Raw genomic sequence first — 21,084 nt, 5'->3', positions numbered from 1 at the left:
TTGTGGGAGCCTCCCATGTTGAACACCCTTCTACCCATCCTGCTGTTCGCTGCCCTTGGTCTGGCGGTGCTCGGCGCCCTGCGCCGGGTGCGCATGTGGCGCCGGGGTCGGGCCTCCAAGGTCGACCTGATCGGCGGCCTGCTGGCCATGCCGCGCCGCTACCTGGTGGACCTGCACCATGTGGTCGAGCGCGACAAGTACATGTCCAAGACCCACGTGGCCACGGCTGGCGGCTTCGTGCTATCAGCTGCTTTGGCGATCCTGGTGCATGGTTTTGGCCTGCAGAGCAAAATCCTCGGCTACGCGCTGCTGGTGGCCACCGTGATCATGTTCACTGGCGCCATCTTTGTCTTCAAGCGCCGCCTCAACCCGCCTGCGCGCCTGTCGAAAGGCCCGTGGATGCGCTTGCCGAAGAGCCTGCTGGTATTCGCCGCAAGCTTCTTCATTGCCACCCTGCCGGTCGCCGGCATCCTGCCCGCCAACACGGGTGGCTGGGTGATGGTCGGCATTCTGGGCTTGGGCGTGCTGTGGGGCGTGTCCGAGCTGTTCTTCGGCATGACCTGGGGCGGGCCGATGAAGCACGCCTTCGCCGGTGCCCTGCACCTGGCCTGGCACCGCCGCGCCGAACGCTTCGGGGGCGGCCGCAGCACTGGCCTCAAGCCGCTGGACCTGGAAGACCCGAACGCGCCGCTGGGTGTGGAAAAACCAGTGGACTTCACCTGGAACCAGCTGCTGGGCTTCGACGCCTGCGTGCAATGCGGCAAGTGTGAAGCGATGTGCCCGGCCTTTGCTGCCGGCCAGCCGCTGAACCCGAAAAAGCTCATTCAGGACATGGTCATCGGCCTGGCCGGTGGTACCGATGCCAAGTTCGCCGGCAGCCCTTACCCCGGCAAGCCGATCGGCGAGCATGGCGGCCACCCGCACCAGCCGATCGTCAATGGCCTGGTGGATGCCGAGACACTTTGGTCGTGCACCACGTGCCGCGCCTGCGTTGAAGAGTGCCCGATGATGATCGAGCACGTGGACGCCATCGTCGACATGCGCCGCCACCTCACCCTGGAAAAGGGCGCCACCCCGAACAAGGGCGCCGAGGTGCTCGACAACCTGATCGCCACTGACAACCCTGGCGGCTTCGCCCCGGGTGGCCGCATGAACTGGGCTGCCGACCTGAACCTCAAGCTGCTGTCCGAGGTGAAGAGCACCGAGGTGCTGTTCTGGGTAGGCGATGGTGCGTTCGACATGCGCAACCAGCGCACGCTGCGTTCGTTCGTCAAGGTGCTCAAGGCTTCGGGTGTGGACTTCGCCGTGCTGGGCCTGGAAGAGCGCGACAGCGGTGACGTGGCCCGTCGCCTGGGTGATGAAGCCACGTTCCAGCAACTGGCCAAGCGCAATATCCAGACCCTGGCCAAATACACGTTCCAGCGCATCGTTACCTGCGACCCGCACAGCTTCCACGTACTGAAAAACGAGTACGGTGCGCTGGGCGGCAACTATCAGGTGCAGCACCACAGCACCTACATTGCCGAGCTGATTGGCGCCAACAAGCTCAACCTCGGCCAGCACAAAGGTGGCAGCGTCACCTACCACGACCCGTGCTACCTGGGCCGTTACAACGGTGAATACGAAGCCCCGCGTGAAGTACTCAAAGCGCTTGGCATCGAGGTGCGTGAAATGGAACGCTCAGGCTTCCGTTCACGCTGCTGCGGCGGTGGCGGCGGTGCGCCGATCACCGACATCCCTGGCAAGCAGCGCATCCCCGACATGCGCATGGACGACATCCGCACCACAGAGGCTGAAGTGGTGGCTGTGGGTTGCCCGCAGTGCACGGCGATGCTCGAAGGTGTGGTGGAGCCGCGCCCACTGATCAAGGACCTGGCCGAACTGGTGGCCGACGTGTTGATCGAGGAAGACGCCCAGGCGGCGGCCAGCAAACCAGCCAAGACCAAACGTGAACCTGCGGAGGTGCATTGATGAGCGACATCATCCGCCGCGACCCTCGCGCCGAGTGGATCGCCCGTAACCGTCTGCACCCGCTGCACGCAGCCATGCAGACTCAACAGACCAGCTGGATGGGGCCCAACGGCCTCATCCGCAAGAACCCGCACGCCAGCGCCGCAGGCTTCATCGGCCCGAACGGGCTCAAGCGCATCGACCGCAGTGGCGCCCAGCAGGGCACTGCCAGCGGGGCGCGGCGCACGGCGGCGGCCGAAGTGCAGTTGCCGCTGCATCAGGTGGCCGACCCTGCGTTCTACATTGCCGTGGTGCCGGACATGGTCGGTGGCCGCCTTGGCAGCCACGACCGCGACTTGCTGGGCCTGGCCCACAGCCTGGCCGGCAACGACGGTGCGGTGTTGGCAATCGTGTTCGGCGAGCACAAGGAAAGCAGCTTCGCCAATGCCGGCGTAGACCGCCTGCTGGTGATCGACGGTGATGAATACCAGGGTTATGCGCCAGAGCAACTGGTGCAGGGCCTGCGCGCGGTGGACAACCAGTTTGCCCCACGCCACTGGCTGCTGCCAGACAGCCGCACCGGCGGTGGTGAGCTGGGCCGGCGCCTGGGGGCGGCGTTGGGTGAACGCCCGGCTACCCGTGTGTGGCAAATCAAGGACGGCCAGTGCATCGGCCGTGCTGGCGCTGGCCAGCAAGACATGCAGCGTGCACTGCCGCGGTTGATCCTGGCCGCGGCCGAGTGTGCCGAGCCGGTCAGCGAGACGCGCCACGAAGCGTTGCCGGTCGAGTTGTCTGCCAATGTTGCCCGCAGCATTTCGCGTATCGAAGACCTAGGCTCGGTGGCGGTAGACCCGGCCAAGATCGCCATGGCGGAGGCCGAGTTCATCGTCTCTGGCGGCAACGGCGTCAAGGACTGGCCACTGTTCCACAAGGCCACCACCGCGCTGGGTGCTACCCAGGGCGCGTCCCGCGTGGCGGTGGACGACGGCCACATGCCGCGTGATCGTCAGGTGGGCGCCACGGGTACGTGGGTAACTGCACGGGTGTACATGGCGGTGGGTATCTCCGGCGCCATCCAGCACCTGCAGGGCATCGGCGCCTGCGACAAGGTGGTGGCGATCAACATGGACCCCGGTTGCGACATGATCAAACGCGCCGACCTGTCGGTCATTGGCGACAGTGCGGCGATTCTCCAGGCACTGATCGACGCTGTGGATAACTACCGCAACGGCGCCCAGCGCGACGCGGCATAAGGGCACGAGCATGAGTACGAAAGTCATCAGCCTGGTCTCGATCGGCGCCCACCCAAGCTCGGGTCGTGCGCGCCGCGCCGAGCAGGATTCACGTGCAGTGGAGCTGGGCCTGCAACTGGCCGGCGGGGATCTGCAGGTTGTGCATGCAGGCGACCCTCACGAGGAAGCCCTGCGCGGTTACCTGGGGATGGGCCTGGAACACCTGGATGTGCTTGAGCAACCCGCTGGCGCGGATGTGCTGGGGGTGCTGGGCGATTACTTGCGCGGTGCCGGTGCACAACTGGTGCTTACCGGCAGCCAGGCCGAAACGGGGGAGGGGTCTGGCATGCTGCCGTTCCTGCTCGCCGAGAAGCTTGGCTGGCCGCTGGTGGTGGGGCTGGCCGAAGTGGAGTCCATCGAAAACGGCACAGCACAGGTGTTGCAAGCGCTGCCACGTGGCCAGCGTCGGCGTTTGAAGGTACGCCTGCCGCTGTTGGCCACGGTCGACAACGCCGCGCCCAAACCGCGCCAAAGCGCCTTCGGGCCCGCACGCCGCGGTGTACTGGCGGCGCAGGACGTGCAGGTGGTGGACGATGAACTGCTGGGCGAAGAGGCCCTGCAGCCGGCGCGCCCACGGCCCAAGCGGTTGAAGGTGATCAAGGCCAAAAGCGGCGCCGACCGCATGAAGGCTGCGACGGCCAAGGCCAGTGGTGGTGGGGGCAAGGTGCTGAAGGACGTCACCCCGCAGGAAGGTGCCGAGGCAATTCTGAAGTTGTTGGTGGAGGAAGGTGTGCTGCGCTGATTGGCGTGGCTTTTCACTGAACCCGCGAGGCATCAGCGCAATGGCTGGCACCGGCTTTGCCGGTGATCGCGGGTAAACCCGCTCCTACAGGGGGCGATGGGGGCTACTCACTGCCTGTCATTTCTGCCAGTTCGCAAGCGCGGCCTCCCTATATACCCTGCACGCATGCCACGCGAGTTAGGGTAATCATGCCGACCTTTCTTCATAACAACGATCGCCGACATTCCGTATCAGAAAACGGGCGCCCACTTCATCGCGCCTATTCGCCCTATGGCGCTGGGAACGGGCTCTTCGAGTCACGCCTTGCCTTTTGTGGAGAGTTGCGTGATCGGCTGATGTGCAGCTACCCGCTGGGAAATGGGTACCGGCACTACAAGCCATCGATCATGCGCTTCCATACACCCGATAAATACAGCCCATTTGGTGATGGAGGCTTGAATACTTATGCCTACTGCGTGGGTGATCCAGTTAACTACAGAGACCCAACTGGGGAAAAGCCAGAAGAGTATGTGCTGCCAGTGCTGAGCATCTTCACCAACCTCATGGGTGTCTTTATCAGCGGCCTACGTTTCAGGTCTTTCTACAAGCGAATCAATTCGCTCCCACGGAGTGCCATAGATCCTCTTCTACCGAGTATCCCCAAGCCATCGCGCGCTGACTGGGTGCTATCGAGTATTAGCGCCCTATCGGGTACGGCCGGGCTTACCGTCGGGGTGACCAGAACAGTTGATCCGGACGCCGATTGGCAAACCTGGGCGCTTGCAGCGCTGACGATAGCGTCGCTGGGCACCTCTACCTATGAAGCGTGGAAGCTGGCGCAAGCGAAACCGTGGCAATCGAGTGACCCCACACTCGTTCACGTGCCGTTGTCTCAGAGATCGACGAGGAGCGTTGACAGTTCTTTAAGGGGGCGTGTGCGCCCTGTAAACACAGACTTCTCGGACAGGCTGCAAAGTAATGCTGCAACTATAAGATCCGCTTAACGTCGGCTTGAAGAAGGATAGCGACATCTGTCGCTACCCCGACTTCTAGCGCAGCTACTGCGCCAACACTTCCTTCAGATACGGTGCAGGCTCCGCACCCAAGTTGTTCAGCAAGCGCCCGCTGTACCAGTCGATGAAGTTCACCACACCAAACTCGTAGGTTTTGGAGTAAGGGCCCGGCTGATAAGCCGTGGAGTTGATGCCACGCTGGTTCTCTTCGGCCAGGCGGCGGTCCTGGTCGTTGGTGGCGTCCCACACCTTGCGCATGTTCTCTGGGTTGTAGTCCACACCTTCTACGGCATCCTTGTGCACCAGCCACTTGGTGGTGACCATGGTTTCCTGGGCGCTGATCGGCCACACGGTGAACACGATCATGTGGTCGCCCATGCAGTGGTTCCAGGAGTGGGGCAGGTGCAGGATGCGCATCGAGCCCAGGTCTGGGTTCTTGATGCGGCCCATCAGTTTCTGGCAGGCCTGCTTGCCATCCATGGTCATCGACACGGTGCCCTTGAGCAGCGGCATGCGCACGATACGGTTACGCAGGCCATGGCTCTTGTGCAGGTACGGGATTTTCTCGGCTTCCCAGGCGGCGGCAGAGGCTGCCACGTGGTCCTTGAATTCCTGGCTGGCGCGTGGGTCGTTGGTGTCGTCCCATTCCAGCAGGGTTTGCAGCAGTTCTGGGTGCGAACCGTTGCAGTGGTAGCACTCGCGGTTGTTTTCCAGCACCAGCTTCCAGTTGGCTTTTTCCATCAAGGTGGTTTGCACCGCCACCTTGGTGTTTTCCATGTCGTACGGTTCCATGTAGTGGTCCAGCGTGGCCAGGAACTCGTCGATGGCCGGCGGGTTTTCCGCCAGGCTGATGAAGATGTAGCCGCCAGCCACCTTCACGTTGACCGGCTTGAGGCCGTACTGCTTCATGTCGAAGTCGGCGCCCATCTCGGTGCCGGCGAACAGCAGGCGGCCGTCGAGCTCGTAGGTCCACTGGTGGTAAGGGCACACCAGTTTCGCCACCTTGCCCTTTTCGCTGACGCACAGGCGCGAGCCGCGGTGGCGGCAAACGTTGTGGAAGGCATGCACCTTGCCCTCGGTACCCCGCACCACGATGATCGGGTTCTTGCCGATCTGCAGGGTGAGGTAGTTACCCTTGGCCGGGATCTCGCAGGTCATGCCGGCGATCAGCCACTCTTTGTGGAAGATCTCCTGCATGTCGATCTGGAACAGACGCTCGTCGGTGTAGAAAGGCTGGGGCAGCGAGTAGGTGCGCTCGCGGGTCTGCAGCATCTCGGCGGTGGCCTTGCGTGCAGGTTCCAGTGGATCGCCCAGGCTCAGGGTTGCGGTGACGTCCATCGTGTATTCCTCGGGGCCGTTTGCGGCCGGCAAAAGGTGGCTAATCGTTGTTGTGGTGCCGCAAGGCTGTTAACCATGAACAGCGTGTTGTTTTGCGGTGGAGTGTGCGTCCGAAGGCGGCGTGAACCGTATCCATGGGCGACATGGCCGAATTGAATTACGACGCCGCAGCCCTTGCGGTGCGGGGCTGGTCGCGATAAGTACGCCGATGTCGCTGGCAGGAATGTTCATGGCTTCAAGCTTGCGCATCATCCAAGCCATAAAAAGGCCAATAGTCGGCTGCTGGAGATGAACATGTCCGATACCTTTCTCAATCCGGTCACTACCCAGACCTGGGCCAACGGCCGCCACATCGTGCGCTGCGTCAAGGTCATCCAGGAGACCTGGGACGTGCGCACCTTCTGCTTCATGGCAGACCAGCCGATCATGTTCTTCTTCAAGCCTGGGCAGTTCGTGACCCTGGAGCTGGAAATCGAAGGCAAGCCGGTGATGCGTTCCTACACGATCTCCAGTTCGCCGTCGGTGCCGTACAGTTTTTCCATCACGGTAAAACGCGTGCCGGGTGGCCTGGTGTCCAACTTCCTGCACGACACCATGCACGAAGGTGCCGAGCTGCCGGTGCACGGCCCGGTCGGCCTGTTCAACGCCATCGACTTCCCGGCCGCCAAGGTGCTGTACCTGTCCGGTGGCGTCGGCATCACCCCGGTGATGTCCATGGCCCGCTGGTTCTATGACACCAACGCCAATGTGGACATGGTGTTCGTGCACAGCGCCCGCTCACCGAAAGACATCATCTACCACCGCGAGCTGGAGCAGATGGCCTCGCGCGTGCCCAACTTCAGCCTGCACATCATTTGCGAGAAACACGGTTTGGGCGAGCCTTGGGCGGGTTACCGTGGCTACCTGAACCAACGGCTGATGGAGTTGATTGCCCCCGACTACATGGAGCGCGTGGTGTTCTGCTGCGGCCCCACCCCGTACATGACGGCGGTCAAGCGCATGCTCGAGGCGGTGGGCTTCGACATGGACAACTACCACGAGGAGTCCTTCGGGGCGACCCCGGCCGAGGCCAAGGCCGACGCCGTGGAGCACGCCGAAGCGGCGGCAGACGCGCCAGAAGTGGACGCTGCCGACCTCAACCTGGTGGAGTTCATCGGCAGCGAGAAGAGCATCCGTATCGCCCCCGGCGAAACCGTGCACGCTGCAGCGGCCAAGGTCGGCCTGATGATCCCGAAAGCTTGCGGCATGGGCATTTGCGGTACCTGCAAGGTGCTCAAGCTGGGTGGCGAAGTGGAAATGGAGCACAACGGCGGTATCACCGAGGAAGATGAAGCCGAGGGGTACATCCTGTCGTGCTGCAGCGTGCCGAAAGGGGATGTGCGCATCGATTATTGAGGGCCAGGCTGGGTTGGTTTTGTGCAGCCTGACTGACCGGTGGTTGACTCAGGTCGGAACAAGCAGGTGGATACCCTGTCAATCTGCGGGGCGGAAACCTTGTGAATCCGATATTTAATGGCGATGGGCAGCACTTTTCTTTATCGTGTGCGCCCCTCGCAACAACTGAGATAGACCCATGCTTGAAGCCTCCCTCAATCAAATCGAGCAGCTGGTCAGCGACCTGATGCAAAAGAACGCTCAACTCACCGAGCAGAACACCACCCTGGGCCAGGAACTGGCCAAGGCAAAGGAAGAGAACGAAACCCTGCAGCTGTCGCTGATGGAGCAGGAAGAACAGAACGGCAGCACTGCAGCCCGCCTGCAGGCCCTGCTGGAGCGTGCCAACGCGGGTGCAGTGGGCGCATGACGCTGCAAGCGCAACCGATCAATGTTGTGTCGATCCTGGGCAATGACTATTCGATCAAGGCGCCTGAAGGCCAGGAGGCAACCCTCGCCCAGGCGGTACAGATGCTCAACACCGCATTGGCCCAGACCAAGCGCCAGTACCCCACGCTGATCGGTGACAAATTGCTGGTGCTGGCGGCATTGAACCTGTGTTCTCAGCAAATTCAGCTGAAGATCGATCACAAAAGTGACCTGGAGCGGGCTCAGGCACGTATCGACGCGACAGTCGATGTTATTGCTCGCACGATGAGTGAAAGCTGACTTACCGCTAAGCGACTAGGTCGGGCACTAGATTGCCTATTGCAGACCCTCGGTGGCAAGGGGGTTTGCTAACCATCATTTCTGTCAGTTTCAACATCGACTTGCTTTGCGCAAGAATAAGCACCTTGATGGCGAGGTTGTGAGATTTCATGATGGTCGAAAAAAATACAGTATCGAGGGCTGCCCGATCTGTGCCGGCATTGGAGGGTGGAGCCACGACCGTTGGCTATACGGCCTACGGCTATCTTCGACCCGGGGCAAGAGCCATCCATTTAGGTTTCAATGGCCAGGTCTTTAATCATGGCACTGGCGGGTATGCGCTCGGGAATGGATACAGAATTTACAGCCCGACCTTGATGCGTTTTCAAGCCCCTGATGAACTCAGCCCGTTCGAAGCCGGGGGTTTGAATAGCTATGCTTACGTCGCCAACGATCCGGTCAATCAGCAGGACCCGACCGGACGTGTAGCCGAGCGGAGAGCACTTCAGCGTCGCAATTCCACTGGCCGATCAACTCCAGATAAACGATGGAGCCGTCCAATTATCTCCAGCAGGGCATGGGATGTAGAGAATCAGCTGCCACAGCGTGGTCACGCTGGCCCTCAGCCAATTAGCGGTCATCCCCGCCCTGCATCCCTCTGGTATGAAGACGAATCGAGACCTCAGCCGTTTAGGTCTCTAAAAAAGGCCTCCCCACTCGAACGCCTTCTGTTGGAGCGCAGCCCTGCAACCGATGCGTTGCTGCAAAAATTGCCTGTTGGAGATCTGAAGAATTTAGGCGGCAGCTCCAGGACTACCGCGTCCTCGGTGGTACATCACCTGACCAGAAGCGGCGCCTCACCGCAACACATTCACCTCGCTCATCAGCTCGCATTTGAACCCTCTCTTAAATCTTGGGTGGAGCATGCGGCCCATCGAGTATTGATGAAGGCGGAGCCTGAATTGAGCAGAACTCCGCAACAAGCGGTTGAGCAAATTCGTCAACACATCGTTTAATGGCAGGTCAAACGCCGGGCACACGGGTTTACCACTCAACCGTAACCAGCGTTACAGAGATACTGATGTAGTCTGCACGATGCTAACGTAGCCTTAGGCTGTGCTCACATAATTGTCAGCAGTTTAAGAAACTGCGTATATCTGCCGCCAACTCCCGCACCCGTGTTTCTTCGGTATCCCAAGAGCACATGAAGCGCGCGCCGCCGCTGCCGATGAAGGTGTAGAACCGCCAGCCCTTGTTGCGTAAAGCTTCGAGGGTAGGTTCGGGCATTTGCAGGAACACGCCATTGGCCTCTACGGGGAACATCAGTTGCACACCTGGCAAATCGCTCACCAATGACGCCAGCAACTGCGCGCAGCGGTTGGCATGGGCGCTGTAGCGCAGCCAGGCGCCGCCCTCCAGCAGGCCGACCCAGGGGGCGGAGAGGAAGCGCATTTTCGACGCCAGTTGCCCGGCTTGCTTGCAGCGGTAGTCGAAGTCTTCGGCCAGTTGGCGATTGAAGAACAGGATGGCCTCGCCAACCGCCATGCCATTCTTGGTGCCGCCAAAGCACAGCACATCGACGCCGGCTTTCCAGGTGATTTCTGCCGGGCTGCACCCCAGAAATGCGCAGGCATTGCTGAAGCGCGCACCGTCCATGTGCAGGTTGAGGCCCAGCTCCTTGCAGGTGGTGCTGATGGCCTTCAGCTCATCGGGTCGGTAGACGGTGCCCACTTCAGTGGCCTGGGTGAGGGTCACCACCCGTGGCTTGGGGTAGTGGATATCCTGGCGCTTGAGGGCCACTTCGCGGATCGACTGTGGGGTCAGCTTGCCGTTCACACTGGCCGCGGTCAGCAGCTTTGAGCCGTTGGAGAAGAACTCGGGTGCACCGCACTCGTCGGTTTCGACGTGCGCAGTCTCGGAGCAGATCACGCTGTGGTAGCTCTGGCACAGCGAGGCCAGGGCCAGCGAGTTGGCGGCGGTGCCGTTGAAGGCGAAGAACACTTCGCAGTCGGTTTCGAACAGCTTGCGAAAGTGCTCGGCGGCGCGTTCGGTCCACTGGTCGTCGCCGTAAGCGCGGTCGTGGCCATGGTTGGCCTGCTCCATGGCGGCCCAGGCTTCGGGGCAGATGCCGGAGTAGTTGTCGCTGGCAAATTGTTGGCTCTTGTCTGTCATGGCACTGTCCTTTGAACGACGCAGAGCAGCACTCTAAACCATCGTTTTGGCAGTTGCCTATACAAGCTGTGCATTGTCGAGTATCTGGTTGTCTGGGCTGGCCTCTTCGCGGGTAAACCCGCTCCCACAGGGCCAGTACTACCTTCCAGAGCTCTGCTGTACCAGTGGGAGCGGCGGTGCGGCGATCCGATTTACCCGCGAAGAGGCCGGCAGCACCCGCAAAAAAACGAATGTCGTAAACGCGCCATTGCAAGGCGTGCGCAGGCATCTGACACGCCCCCGCCAGTCATACCATCGCCGCAAAGGGTCGTTGAACCCTCCGAACAAAAAATGATCGCTGCCGGGAGAGACAAGATGTTCAGCAAGCAAGACCAGATCCAGGGTTACGACGATGCACTGCTGGCGGCGATGAATGCCGAAGAACAGCGGCAGGAAGATCACATCGAGCTGATCGCCTCGGAGAACTACACCTCCAAGCGCGTGATGCAGGCCCAAGGCAGCGGCCTGACCAACAAATACGCCGAAGGCTACCCGGGCAAGCGCTACTACGGCGGTTGCGAGCACGTCGACAAAGTCGAGGCGCTGGCCATCGAGCGCGCCAAGCAGCTGTTCGGTGCCGATTACGCCAACGTTCAGCCGCACTCCGGCTCCTCCGCCAACAGCGCCGTGTACCTGGCACTGCTGCAGCCGGGCGACACCATCCTGGGCATGAGCCTGGCCCACGGTGGCCACCTGACCCACGGTGCCAAAGTGTCGTCGTCGGGCAAACTGTACAACGCCGTGCAGTACGGCATCGACACCAACACCGGCCTGATCGACTACGACGAAGTCGAGCGCCTGGCGGTCGAGCACAAGCCGAAAATGATCGTTGCCGGCTTCTCGGCCTACTCCAAGACTCTCGACTTCCCACGCTTCCGCGCCATTGCCGACAAAGTCGGTGCGCTGCTGTTCGTGGACATGGCCCACGTTGCCGGCCTGGTAGCCGCTGGCCTGTACCCGAACCCGATCCCGTTCGCCGATGTGGTCACCACCACCACCCACAAGACCCTGCGCGGCCCACGTGGGGGCCTGATCCTGGCCAAGTCGAACGAAGAGATCGAGAAAAAGCTCAACGCTGCCGTATTCCCGGGCGCCCAGGGCGGCCCGCTGATGCACGTGATCGCCGGCAAGGCGGTGTGCTTCAAGGAAGCGCTGGAGCCTGAGTTCAAGAGCTACCAGAAGCAAGTCATCGAAAACGCCCAGGCCATGGCCCAGGTGTTCGTCGACCGTGGCTACGACGTGGTGTCTGGCGGTACCGACAACCACCTGTTCCTGGTCAGCCTGATTCGCCAGGGCCTCACCGGCAAAGACGCCGACGCTGCCCTGGGCCGCGCGCACATCACCGTCAACAAGAACGCCGTGCCCAATGACCCGCAGTCGCCGTTCGTGACCTCGGGCCTGCGTATCGGCACCCCGGCCGTGACTACCCGTGGCTTCAAGGTGGCCCAGTGCGTGGCCCTGGCCGGCTGGATCTGCGACATTCTCGACAACCTCGGTGACGCTGATGTGGAAGCCGATGTGGCGAAAAACGTCGCGGCCCTGTGCGCAGATTTCCCTGTTTACCGCTGAGTGGAGTCCCACACCATGCAACGTTACTCGGGCTTCGGCCTTCTCAAGCACTCCCTCAGCCACCACGAGAACTGGCAGCGCATGTGGCGCACGCCCACGCCGAAAAAGGTGTACGACGTGGTCATCGTTGGCGGTGGCGGCCATGGCCTGGCCACGGCCTACTACCTGGCCAAGGAGCACGGCATCACCAACGTGGCGGTAATCGAAAAAGGTTACCTGGGCGGCGGCAACACCGCCCGTAACACCACCATCGTGCGTTCCAACTACCTGTGGGACGAGTCGGCGCACCTGTACGAACACGCCATGAAGCTGTGGGAGGGCCTGTCCCAGGACCTCAACTACAACGTCATGTTCTCCCAGCGCGGCGTGTACAACCTGTGCCACACCCTGCAGGACATGCGTGACTCCGAGCGCCGCGTCAGTGCCAACCGCCTGAACGGCGTGGACGGCGAGCTGCTGAACACCGCCCAGGTGGCGGCCGAGATCCCGTACCTGGACTGCTCCAAGAACACCCGCTACCCGATTTTGGGTGCCACCGTGCAGCGCCGTGGCGGCGTGGCCCGTCACGATGCCGTGGCCTGGGGCTTCGCCCGCGCAGCAGACGCCCTGGGCGTGGACCTGATCCAGCAGACCGAAGTGACAGGTTTCCGCAAGGAAAACGGCGCGGTCATTGGCGTTGAAACCAACAAAGGTTTCATCGGCGCCAAGCGCGTCGGTGTGGTCACCGCCGGTAACTCCGGGCACATGGCCAAGCTGGCCGGCTTCCGCCTGCCGCTGGAATCGCACCCGCTGCAAGCCCTGGTATCCGAGCCGATCAAGCCGATCATCGACAGCGTGATCATGTCCAACGCCGTACACGGCTACATCAGCCAGTCCGACAAGGGCGACCTGGTGATCGGTGCCGGTATCGACAGCTGGGTCGGCTACGGCCAGCGCGGCTCGTACCCGGTGATCGAGCACACCCTGCAGGCCATCGTCGAGATGTTCCCCAACCTGTCCCGCGTGCGCATGAACCGCCAGTGGGGCGGCATCGTCGACACCTCGCCGGACGCCTGCCCGATCATCACCAAAACACCGGTCAAGAACATGTTCTTCAACTGCGGTTGGGGTACTGGCGGCTTCAAGGCGACCCCGGGTTCGGGCAACGTCTTCGCTGCGAGCCTGGCCAAGGGCGAAATGCACCCACTGGCTGCGCCGTTCTCCATGGACCGTTTCTACAACGGCGCACTGATCGACGAACACGGCGCTGCCGCCGTCGCCCACTAACCGGAGACACCGTCATGTTGCATATTTTCTGTCCCCACTGCGGCGAGCTGCGCTCCGAAGAAGAGTTCCACGCCTCTGGCCAGGCGCACATCGCCCGCCCGCTGGACCCCAGCGCCTGCTCCGACGAGGAGTGGGGCACGTACATGTTCTACCGTGACAACCCGCGCGGTATCCACCACGAGCTGTGGGACCACGTTGCCGGCTGCCGTCAGTACTTCAACGTCACCCGCAACACCGAGACCTACGAGATTCTGGAAACCTACAAGATTGGCGAGAAGCCGCAGGTCAGCGCCCGTGAACACACGCCTGAGCGCTCGGCTGCTGTAAACGAACGGGGAGTCAACGTATGAGCCAGACCTATCGCCTCGCCAGCGGCGGCCGCATCGACCGCAGCAAGGTGTTGAACTTCACCTTCAATGGCAAGACCTACCAGGGCTATGCCGGCGACAGCCTGGCGGCCGCACTGCTGGCCAACGGCGTTGACATCGTCGGCCGCAGCTTCAAGTACTCGCGCCCCCGCGGCATCATCGCGGCAGGTACCGAAGAGCCGAACGCCATCCTGCAAATCGGCTCCAGCGAAGCCACCCAGATCCCCAACGTGCGTGCTACCCAGCAGGCCCTGTATTCGGGCCTGGTTGCCACCAGCACCAACGGCTGGCCGAACGTCAACAACGACGTCATGGGCATCCTTGGCAAGGTAGGCGGCAGCATGATGCCGCCGGGCTTCTACTACAAAACCTTCATGTACCCCAAGTCGTTCTGGATGACCTACGAGAAGTACATCCGCAAGGCTGCCGGCCTGGGCCGTGCACCGCTGCAGAACGACCCGGACAGCTACGACTACATGAACCAGCACTGCGACGTGCTGATCGTGGGTGCCGGCCCTGCTGGCCTGGCCGCTGCCCTGGCCGCTGCGCGCAGTGGTGCCCGGGTGATCCTGGCTGACGAACAGGAAGAGTTCGGCGGCAGCCTGCTCGACACCCGTGAAACCCTCGACGGCAAACCGGCTGCCGAGTGGGTCAGTGCGGTGGTGAAAGAGCTCGAAGGCCTGCCGGAAGTGACCCTGCTGCCACGCGCCACGGTCAACGGCTACCACGACCATAACTTCCTGACCATTCACGAGCGCCTCACCGACCACCTGGGTGACCGTGCGCCGATCGGCCAGGTACGCCACCGCGTGCACCGCGTACGCGCCAAGCGTGTCGTGCTGGCGACCGGTGCCCACGAACGCCCGCTGGTCTATGGCAACAACGACGTGCCGGGCAACATGCTGGCCGGTGCCGTGTCTACCTACGTGCGTCGCTACGGCGTGGCACCGGGCCGCAAGCTGGTGCTGTCGACCAACAACGACCACGCTTACCGTACCGCGCTGGACTGGCACGACGCCGGCCTGCAGGTAGTGGCCATCGCCGATGCGCGCCACAACCCGCGTGGCTCGCTGGTGGAAGAAGCACGTGCCAAGGGTATCCGCATTCTTACCTCCAGCGCCGTGATCGAGGCCAAGGGCAGCAAGCATGTTACCGGTGCCCGCGTGGCAGCCATCGATGTGCAGGCACACAAGGTCACCAGCCCAGGCGAAACCCTTGAGTGCGACCTGATCGCCACTTCCGGCGGCTACAGCCCGGTGGTTCACCTGGCTTCGCACCTGGGCGGTCGCCCGGTATGGCGTGACGACATTCTGGGCTTCGTGCCGGGCAAGGCCCCGCAGAAACGTGAATGCGTGGGCGGCATCAACGGTGTATACCCGCTGGGTGACGCCATTGCCGATGGCTTTGAGGGCGGCGTGCGCGCAGCCACCGAAGCCGGTTTCAAAGCCACCGTCGGCACCCTGCCAAAAACCGTGTCGCGCAAGGAAGACGCCACTGTGGCGCTGTTCCAGGTGCCGCACGACAAGGGCACTGCCCGCGCACCCAAGCAGTTCGTCGACCAGCAGAACGACGTCACCGCTGCGGCCATTGAGCTGGCCACCCGCGAGGGCTTCGAGTCGGTCGAGCACGTCAAGCGTTACACCGCACTGGGCTTCGGTACCGACCAGGGCAAACTGGGCAACATCAACGGCCTGGCCATCGCCGCCCGTTCGATGGGCATCACCATCCCGGAAATGGGCACCACCATGTTCCGCCCCAACTACACGCCGGTTACCTTCGGTGCGGTAGCGGGCCGGCACTGTGGTCACCTGTTCGAACCGGTACGCTTCACTGCCCTGCATGCCTGGCACGTGAAGAACGGCGCCGAGTTCGAGGACGTGGGCCAGTGGAAACGCCCGTGGTACTTCCCCAAGGCCGGCGAAGACATCCATGCCGCCGTTGCGCGTGAGTGCAAGGCCGTGCGTGACAGCGTCGGTTTGCTGGACGCCTCGACCCTGGGCAAGATCGACATCCAGGGGCCGGATGCCCGTGAGTTCCTCAACCGCATCTACACCAACGCCTGGACCAAGCTCGATGTGGGCAAGGCCCGCTACGGCCTGATGTGCAAGGAAGATGGCATGGTGTTCGACGACGGCGTAACCGCCTGCGTTGGCGACAACCATTTCATCATGACCACCACCACGGGCGGCGCTGCACGTGTGCTGCAGTGGATGGAGCTGTACCACCAGACCGAATGGCCTGAGCTGAAGGTGTACTTCACCTCGGTCACCGACCACTGGGCCACCATGACCTTGTCCGGCCCCAACAGCCGCAAGCTGTTGAGCGAACTCACCGACATCGACATGGACAAGGAAGCCTTCCCGTTCATGACCTGGAAGGAAGGCAACGTGGGTGGGGTACCGGCGCGGGTGTTCCGTATTTCGTTCACCGGTGAGCTTTCCTACGAGGTCAACGTACAGGCCAACTACGCCATGGGCGTACTCGAGCAGATCATCGAGGCTGGCAAGAAGTACAACCTGACCCCGTATGGCACCGAAACCATGCACGTGCTGCGCGCCGAGAAGGGCTTCATCATCGTGGGCCAGGATACCGATGGTTCGATGAACCCGGACGACCTGAACATGAGCTGGTGCGTGGGCCGCAACAAGCCGTTCTCGTGGATCGGCCTGCGTGGCATGAACCGTGAAGACTGCGTGCGCGAGAACCGCAAGCAGCTGGTAGGCCTGAAGCCGATCGACCCCACCAAGTGGCTGCCTGAAGGCGCGCAACTGGTGTTCGACCCCAAGCAAGCCATTCCGATGGACATGGTCGGCCACGTGACCTCCAGCTATGCCGCCAACTCCCTGGGCTATTCGTTTGCCATGGGCGTGGTCAAGGGCGGCCTCAAGCGCATGGGCGAGCGGGTTTACTCGCCGCAGGCTGACGGCAGCGTGATCGAGGCGGAAATCGTGTCTTCGGTGTTCTTCGATCCGAAGGGTGAGCGGCAGAACGTCTAAGTCCCCGGATGGCAAACGGTGCCGGGCGGGTAATGAGGTCCCTGTAGGAGTGGGTAAACCCGCTCCTACAGGATGCACCACTCGCCATGGCACCGTATGCGACCTACAGAATTCAAGGCAGGTAAGAAATGAGCGCTATCAACGTCTTCCAGCAAAACCCCGGCGCCGAGGCCAAGGCCCAGTCGCCGCTGCACCATGCCGACCTGGCCAGCCTGGTGGGCAAGGGCCGCAACAACGCAGGCGTGATCCTGCGTGAACGCAAGTTCCTCGGCCACCTCACCCTGCGCGGTGACGGCCATAACCCGGAATTCGCCGCTGGCGTGCACAAGGCCCTGGGCCTCGAGCTGCCGGTCGCGCTGACCGTGGTCGCCAGCAACGACATGTCGCTGCAGTGGGTGGGGCCGGATGAGTGGCTGCTGATCGTACCCGGCGGCCAGGAGCTGGCGGTGGAGCAAAAGCTGCGTGCTGCCCTTGAAGGCCAGCACATCCAGGTGGTCAACGTCAGCGGTGGGCAGAGCCTGCTGGAGCTGCGCGGCCCGAACGTGCGCGAAGTGCTGATGAAGTCCACCAGCTACGACGTACACCCGAACAACTTCCCGGTCGGCAAGGCTGTGGGCACCGTGTTCGCCAAGTCGCAACTGGTGATCCGCCGTACGGCCGAAGACACCTGGGAACTGGTGATCCGCCGCAGCTTCTCGGACTACTGGTGGTTGTGGCTGCAGGACGCATCGGCTGAGTACGGTCTGGCCATCGAGGCCTAAGGAGAAACACCATGAGTCGGGCACCGGATACCTGGATTCTTACCGCCGACTGCCCGAGCATGCTCGGTACCGTCGACGTGGTGACGCGTTATCTCTTCGAGCAACGCTGCTACGTCACGGAGCACCACTCCTTCGACGACCGGTTGTCAGGGCGGTTCTTCATCCGCGTGGAGTTTCGCGTACCGGACGGTTTTGACGAACACGGCCTGCGTGCAGGCCTGGCCGAACGCAGCCAGGCTTTTGGCATGGCCTTCGAGCTGACCGCGCCCAACCACCGCCCCAAGGTGGTGATCATGGTGTCCAAGGCCGACCACTGCCTGAATGACCTGCTGTATCGTCAGCGCATTGGCCAGCTGGCCATGGACGTGGTGGCGGTGGTGTCCAACCACCCCGACCTGGAGCCATTGGCCCACTGGCACAAGATCCCTTACTACCACTTTGCCCTCGACCCCAAGGACAAGCCCGGGCAAGAGCGCAAGGTGCTGCAGGTGATCGAGGACACGGGTGCCGAGCTGGTGATTCTTGCCCGTTACATGCAAGTGCTGTCGCCCGAGTTGTGCCGGCGCCTGGACGGCTGGGCAATCAACATCCACCACTCGCTGTTGCCTGGGTTCAAAGGCGCCAAGCCTTATCACCAGGCGTACAACAAGGGTGTGAAGATGGTCGGTGCCACCGCGCACTACATCAACAATGACCTGGACGAAGGGCCGATCATCGCCCAGGGCGTCGAAGTGGTGGACCACAGCCATTACCCCGAAGACCTGATCGCCAAGGGGCGTGACATCGAATGCCTGACGCTGGCGAGGGCGGTGGGGTATCACATCGAAAAGCGGGTGTTTTTGAATGCCAATCGGACGGTGGTGCTTTGAGGGTGCCTCATTCTACCACCCGTGCGAGTTGGTATCCGCTGCTGAATAGGAAGAACTACTGTCTTCGAACCCGTGCGTGACGGTGAAGCAGATCGGAAAAGTCCTGCATTACGGTCGCTGACTCATTTCTGGCGTCCACGAGCATGAAGCTTGCTTCATTCACGGAGGCCCTGAGGGGGTGCCGCGATTTTAGTTCGTGCAGTGCAGATCGCTGGACCTTTTGTAATTGAGTAAGTTGATCTCTTACTACCTTTGTATGAAGGTCGATTGTTGAGTCCGAATCCACAAAAATTCCCGACTCGACCGAACTGCGCCTTGCCCACTCTCTTTCCATGAGAATATCAGCACGCTCTTGCTGCCTTTCTAGCTGAATTGGATTTAGCTTTCGAGGCGCAGAGGTGACCGGCTTAGCATATATATTGGTAATGCCGTTATTATGATAGGATATGGTTTCCAATACACGCTCATCAGTTGATTTAATCTGATAGTAAACTCCCGTGAGTTTTTTTTGGCTCGGTGGAGGTAGTGCTTCTGAAGGCACGTTAGGGCTCTCTGAAGGCACGTTAGGCCTCCTGGCATTCAGTCTCTTTGATAGCCAGCTGTAGAATCTAGTAACTGGCTTGAAAATAAACGGCGCTTGCCCGCTCGGGTCAATCTTGCCAATCGGATCACCGCTGCAATAGGCATAGGCATTGAGTCCACCGGCGTTAAAAGGACTGAGCGCGTCTGCACTGTAAAAGCGCATGATGCCGGGGCAGTATAACCGGTGGCCATTCCCCAGCAGGTAGCCTTCCAGCGCGGTGTCATGGAACTCGCCATTGAAGCCAATGACGGAAGTTCGTGCTCTTTCGGCTTCGTCGTGGCCGTAGGCAGTGAACGTATTATGATCTGTTTGCCCGTGCCGGTCCGCTGTCAGAAGCAGTGAACCGGCCTTGTCCTGCGCGCAGAGCAAACGCTTGCCGTGGTTGTTTCGTTCTGCTAGGTGATTCAGCCCAGCTCGAAGCAAGCGGGTGGTCGTGGAAGGTGTTTTTATCACCGATAGCTGGGTGAAATTATAAAACAGAAAGCTGTTGTGCGCGTTCATGACCGTTCACCGTTTGCTTGAGGGCTTCACGTGATCCTACAGTGGAAGGGGCCAGCCCGGCACCTGTCAGAAATACCGGTGGCTGGCCACGCCGAGGCTCAGAACAACCATGGTCCTTTGCCGTAAACAGATAACCCCCTGTCGCATTTAGTCACGGCGAGGTCATCTATCAAGCCCACAATTCCCTGCATCCAGTAACACATGCCGCCCATGGATGGCGGCGCGTTCAACCACCGCTGCATAAATACAAATCAAGCGAGGTAAGAGCATGTCTGGTAACCGTGGAGTGGTGTATCTCGGCGCTGGCAAGGTCGAAGTACAAAAGATCGACTACCCCAAGATGCAAGATCCGCGCGGCAAGAAAATCGAGCACGGCGTGATCCTCAAGGTGGTTTCCACCAACATCTGCGGCTCTGACCAGCACATGGTCCGCGGCCGCACCACTGCCCAGGTCGGCCTGGTGCTGGGCCACGAAATCACCGGTGAAATCGTCGAGAAGGGCAGCGACGTCGAGCGCATGCAGATCGGCGACCTGGTATCGGTACCGTTCAACGTGGCCTGCGGCCGTTGCCGCTCCTGCAAAGAAATGCACACCGGTGTCTGCCTCACTGTCAACCCGGCCCGTGCCGGTGGTGCCTATGGCTATGTAGACATGGGCGACTGGACCGGCGGCCAGGCCGAGTACGTGCTGGTGCCATACGCCGACTTCAACCTGCTGAAACTGCCTGAGCGCGACAAGGCCATGGAGAAAATCCGTGACCTGACCTGCCTGTCCGACATCCTGCCAACCGGCTACCACGGTGCCGTGACTGCGGGCGTTGGCCCTGGCAGCACCGTTTACGTCGCGGGCGCTGGCCCGGTCGGCCTGGCTGCCGCTGCTTCGGCCCGCCTGCTGGGCGCTGCCTGCGTCATCGTCGGCGACCTTAACCCGGCTCGCCTGGCCCACGCCAAGTCCCAAGGCTTCGAAGTGGTCGACCTGTCCAAGGACACCCCGCTGCACGAACAGATCGTCGACATCCTCGGCGAGCCAGAAGTGGATTGCGCTGTCGATGCCGTTGGCTTCGAAGCCCGCGGCCATGGCCATGAAGGCGCCAAGCATGAAGCCCCGGCCACGGTGCTCAACTCGCTGATGCAGGTCACCCGTGTTGCCGGCCAGATCGGTATCCCCGGCCTGTACGTGACGGAAGACCCGGGTGCGGTGGATGCCGCCGCCAAGATCGGCGCACTGAGCATCCGCTTCGGCCTGGGCTGGGCCAAGTCGCACAGCTTCCATACCGGTCAAACCCCAACCATGAAGTACAACCGTCAGCTGATGCAGGCGATCATGTGGGACCGCATCAATATCGCCGAAGTGGTAGGCGTGCAGGTGATCAACCTGGATCAGGCGCCGGAAGGGTATGGCGAGTTTGATGCAGGGGTGCCGAAGAAGTTTGTGATTGACCCGCATAAGATGTGGGGCGCGGCGTAATAGATGTCGCCTAAAAAGAGCCCCTCAAAATGAGGGGCTTTATCATAACCATCGTCATTTCATGGTAAGCCCTAACCGGCCGTGTGAAGTGCCAGA

Annotated in this window: 18 protein-coding genes; 15 read left to right on the top strand and 3 right to left on the bottom strand. The window is 61.5% G+C overall.

Annotated elements, in window-relative coordinates:
- Nucleotides 1-15 precede the first annotated feature (15 nt).
- From dgcB to PPA02S_RS22815, 4 genes are all read left to right on the top strand, one after another.
- Nucleotides 16-1,971, top strand: coding sequence for a dimethylglycine demethylation protein DgcB (dgcB, locus tag PPA02S_RS18605; protein ID WP_028635286.1), 1,956 nt, complete (start codon nt 16-18; stop codon nt 1,969-1,971).
- Nucleotides 1,971-3,203: an electron transfer flavoprotein subunit alpha gene (etfA, locus tag PPA02S_RS18600; RefSeq protein WP_028635285.1), complete on the top strand. Its 1,233-nt coding sequence runs from the start codon at nt 1,971-1,973 to the stop codon at nt 3,201-3,203. Before dgcB ends, etfA begins: the two co-directional genes overlap by 1 nt.
- 10 nt (nt 3,204-3,213) lie before the next feature.
- Nucleotides 3,214-3,984 (top strand): electron transfer flavoprotein subunit beta, encoded by a 771-nt coding sequence (gene etfB / locus PPA02S_RS18595; RefSeq protein WP_028635284.1) that lies wholly within the window; start codon nt 3,214-3,216, stop codon nt 3,982-3,984.
- Between the two features lie 188 nt (nt 3,985-4,172).
- Nucleotides 4,173-4,967, top strand: coding sequence for an RHS repeat-associated core domain-containing protein (locus tag PPA02S_RS22815; RefSeq protein WP_080667912.1), 795 nt, complete (start codon nt 4,173-4,175; stop codon nt 4,965-4,967).
- A 54-nt stretch (nt 4,968-5,021) separates the two neighbouring features.
- Here the strand turns inward: PPA02S_RS22815 and gbca are convergent, their stop codons facing one another.
- Nucleotides 5,022-6,314 (bottom strand): glycine betaine monooxygenase oxygenase subunit, encoded by a 1,293-nt coding sequence (gene gbca, locus PPA02S_RS18590; RefSeq protein WP_028635283.1) that lies wholly within the window; start codon nt 6,312-6,314, stop codon nt 5,022-5,024.
- 294 nt (nt 6,315-6,608) lie between these two features.
- Between gbca and gbcB the strand changes: the two genes are divergently transcribed.
- The 4 genes from gbcB to PPA02S_RS22805 all read left to right on the top strand — a co-directional run bounded on the left by gbcB (nt 6,609) and on the right by PPA02S_RS22805 (nt 9,412).
- Nucleotides 6,609-7,709, top strand: coding sequence for a glycine betaine monooxygenase reductase subunit (gbcB, locus tag PPA02S_RS18585; RefSeq protein WP_028635282.1), 1,101 nt, complete (start codon nt 6,609-6,611; stop codon nt 7,707-7,709).
- A 178-nt stretch (nt 7,710-7,887) separates the two neighbouring features.
- A complete protein-coding gene (locus PPA02S_RS18580) occupies nt 7,888-8,118 on the top strand; it encodes a hypothetical protein (RefSeq protein ID WP_028635281.1) in 231 nt (76 codons plus the stop codon).
- Nucleotides 8,115-8,417 (top strand): cell division protein ZapA, encoded by a 303-nt coding sequence (locus PPA02S_RS18575; RefSeq protein WP_028635280.1) that lies wholly within the window; start codon nt 8,115-8,117, stop codon nt 8,415-8,417. The genes PPA02S_RS18580 and PPA02S_RS18575 overlap by 4 nt, the downstream gene beginning before the upstream one ends.
- Nucleotides 8,418-8,566: 149 nt before the next feature.
- Nucleotides 8,567-9,412 carry an RHS repeat-associated core domain-containing protein gene (locus tag PPA02S_RS22805; RefSeq protein WP_080667910.1) on the top strand — a complete coding sequence of 282 codons (846 nt, stop codon included), beginning with the start codon at nt 8,567-8,569 and terminating at the stop codon, nt 9,410-9,412.
- A gap of 115 nt (nt 9,413-9,527) precedes the next feature.
- Here PPA02S_RS22805 and PPA02S_RS18570 read toward each other — a convergent pair whose 3' ends face one another.
- The gene (locus PPA02S_RS18570) at nt 9,528-10,568 is read right to left on the bottom strand and encodes a threonine aldolase family protein (protein ID WP_028635279.1); all 1,041 of its coding nucleotides are present in this window, start codon (nt 10,566-10,568) and stop codon (nt 9,528-9,530) included.
- 354 nt (nt 10,569-10,922) lie between these two features.
- Between PPA02S_RS18570 and PPA02S_RS18565 the strand changes: the two genes are divergently transcribed.
- The 6 genes from PPA02S_RS18565 to purU all read left to right on the top strand — a co-directional run bounded on the left by PPA02S_RS18565 (nt 10,923) and on the right by purU (nt 18,436).
- The gene (locus PPA02S_RS18565; protein WP_028635278.1) at nt 10,923-12,176 is read left to right on the top strand and encodes a serine hydroxymethyltransferase; all 1,254 of its coding nucleotides are present in this window, start codon (nt 10,923-10,925) and stop codon (nt 12,174-12,176) included.
- Between the two features lie 15 nt (nt 12,177-12,191).
- A complete protein-coding gene (locus tag PPA02S_RS18560; protein WP_028635277.1) occupies nt 12,192-13,442 on the top strand; it encodes a sarcosine oxidase subunit beta family protein in 1,251 nt (416 codons plus the stop codon).
- Between the two features lie 14 nt (nt 13,443-13,456).
- Nucleotides 13,457-13,792, top strand: a complete 336-nt coding sequence (locus PPA02S_RS18555; RefSeq protein ID WP_028635276.1) for a sarcosine oxidase subunit delta — start codon at nt 13,457-13,459, stop codon at nt 13,790-13,792.
- Nucleotides 13,789-16,806 carry a sarcosine oxidase subunit alpha gene (locus tag PPA02S_RS18550; RefSeq protein ID WP_028635275.1) on the top strand — a complete coding sequence of 1,006 codons (3,018 nt, stop codon included), beginning with the start codon at nt 13,789-13,791 and terminating at the stop codon, nt 16,804-16,806. The genes PPA02S_RS18555 and PPA02S_RS18550 overlap by 4 nt, the downstream gene beginning before the upstream one ends.
- Nucleotides 16,807-16,934: 128 nt before the next feature.
- A complete protein-coding gene (locus PPA02S_RS18545; RefSeq protein WP_028635274.1) occupies nt 16,935-17,567 on the top strand; it encodes a sarcosine oxidase subunit gamma in 633 nt (210 codons plus the stop codon).
- Nucleotides 17,568-17,578: 11 nt separating this feature from the next.
- Nucleotides 17,579-18,436 (top strand): formyltetrahydrofolate deformylase, encoded by an 858-nt coding sequence (gene purU / locus PPA02S_RS18540; protein ID WP_028635273.1) that lies wholly within the window; start codon nt 17,579-17,581, stop codon nt 18,434-18,436.
- Between the two features lie 55 nt (nt 18,437-18,491).
- On the opposite strand, the gene PPA02S_RS22800 is transcribed toward purU, so the two are convergent.
- Complete coding sequence (locus tag PPA02S_RS22800; RefSeq protein WP_080667909.1) at nt 18,492-19,520, bottom strand: RHS repeat-associated core domain-containing protein; 1,029 nt, start codon at nt 19,518-19,520, stop codon at nt 18,492-18,494.
- A gap of 268 nt (nt 19,521-19,788) precedes the next feature.
- Between PPA02S_RS22800 and fdhA the strand changes: the two genes are divergently transcribed.
- Nucleotides 19,789-20,988, top strand: a complete 1,200-nt coding sequence (fdhA, locus tag PPA02S_RS18535) for a formaldehyde dehydrogenase, glutathione-independent (protein WP_023532721.1) — start codon at nt 19,789-19,791, stop codon at nt 20,986-20,988.
- The last annotated feature ends 96 nt before the right edge of the window (nt 20,989-21,084 follow it).

It is taken from the genome of Pseudomonas parafulva NBRC 16636 = DSM 17004 (assembly GCF_000730645.1).
GTDB lineage: Bacteria > Pseudomonadota > Gammaproteobacteria > Pseudomonadales > Pseudomonadaceae > Aquipseudomonas > Aquipseudomonas parafulva.
The sequence above is the reverse complement of the archived record's forward strand: the minus strand, read 5'-3'. Positions and strand labels throughout refer to the sequence as shown.

Bases quoted from the DNA above. Each gene is read 5' to 3' on its own strand.
- fdhA (WP_023532721.1), top strand. From the start codon at position 19,789: ATGTCTGGTAACCGTGGAGTGGTGTATCTCGGCGCTGGCAAGGTCGAA.
- PPA02S_RS18560 (WP_028635277.1), top strand. From the start codon at position 12,192: ATGCAACGTTACTCGGGCTTCGGCCTTCTCAAGCACTCCCTCAGCCAC.
- PPA02S_RS22815 (WP_080667912.1), top strand. From the start codon at position 4,173: ATGCCGACCTTTCTTCATAACAACGATCGCCGACATTCCGTATCAGAA.
- purU (WP_028635273.1), top strand. From the start codon at position 17,579: ATGAGTCGGGCACCGGATACCTGGATTCTTACCGCCGACTGCCCGAGC.
- dgcB (WP_028635286.1), top strand. From the start codon at position 16: ATGTTGAACACCCTTCTACCCATCCTGCTGTTCGCTGCCCTTGGTCTG.
- gbca (WP_028635283.1), bottom strand. From the start codon at position 6,314: ATGGACGTCACCGCAACCCTGAGCCTGGGCGATCCACTGGAACCTGCA.
- gbcB (WP_028635282.1), top strand. From the start codon at position 6,609: ATGTCCGATACCTTTCTCAATCCGGTCACTACCCAGACCTGGGCCAAC.
- etfB (WP_028635284.1), top strand. From the start codon at position 3,214: ATGAGTACGAAAGTCATCAGCCTGGTCTCGATCGGCGCCCACCCAAGC.
- PPA02S_RS18565 (WP_028635278.1), top strand. From the start codon at position 10,923: ATGTTCAGCAAGCAAGACCAGATCCAGGGTTACGACGATGCACTGCTG.
- etfA (WP_028635285.1), top strand. From the start codon at position 1,971: ATGAGCGACATCATCCGCCGCGACCCTCGCGCCGAGTGGATCGCCCGT.
- PPA02S_RS18545 (WP_028635274.1), top strand. From the start codon at position 16,935: ATGAGCGCTATCAACGTCTTCCAGCAAAACCCCGGCGCCGAGGCCAAG.
- PPA02S_RS22805 (WP_080667910.1), top strand. From the start codon at position 8,567: ATGATGGTCGAAAAAAATACAGTATCGAGGGCTGCCCGATCTGTGCCG.
- PPA02S_RS18555 (WP_028635276.1), top strand. From the start codon at position 13,457: ATGTTGCATATTTTCTGTCCCCACTGCGGCGAGCTGCGCTCCGAAGAA.
- PPA02S_RS18580 (WP_028635281.1), top strand. From the start codon at position 7,888: ATGCTTGAAGCCTCCCTCAATCAAATCGAGCAGCTGGTCAGCGACCTG.
- PPA02S_RS18570 (WP_028635279.1), bottom strand. From the start codon at position 10,568: ATGACAGACAAGAGCCAACAATTTGCCAGCGACAACTACTCCGGCATC.
- PPA02S_RS22800 (WP_080667909.1), bottom strand. From the start codon at position 19,520: ATGAACGCGCACAACAGCTTTCTGTTTTATAATTTCACCCAGCTATCG.
- PPA02S_RS18575 (WP_028635280.1), top strand. From the start codon at position 8,115: ATGACGCTGCAAGCGCAACCGATCAATGTTGTGTCGATCCTGGGCAAT.
- PPA02S_RS18550 (WP_028635275.1), top strand. From the start codon at position 13,789: ATGAGCCAGACCTATCGCCTCGCCAGCGGCGGCCGCATCGACCGCAGC.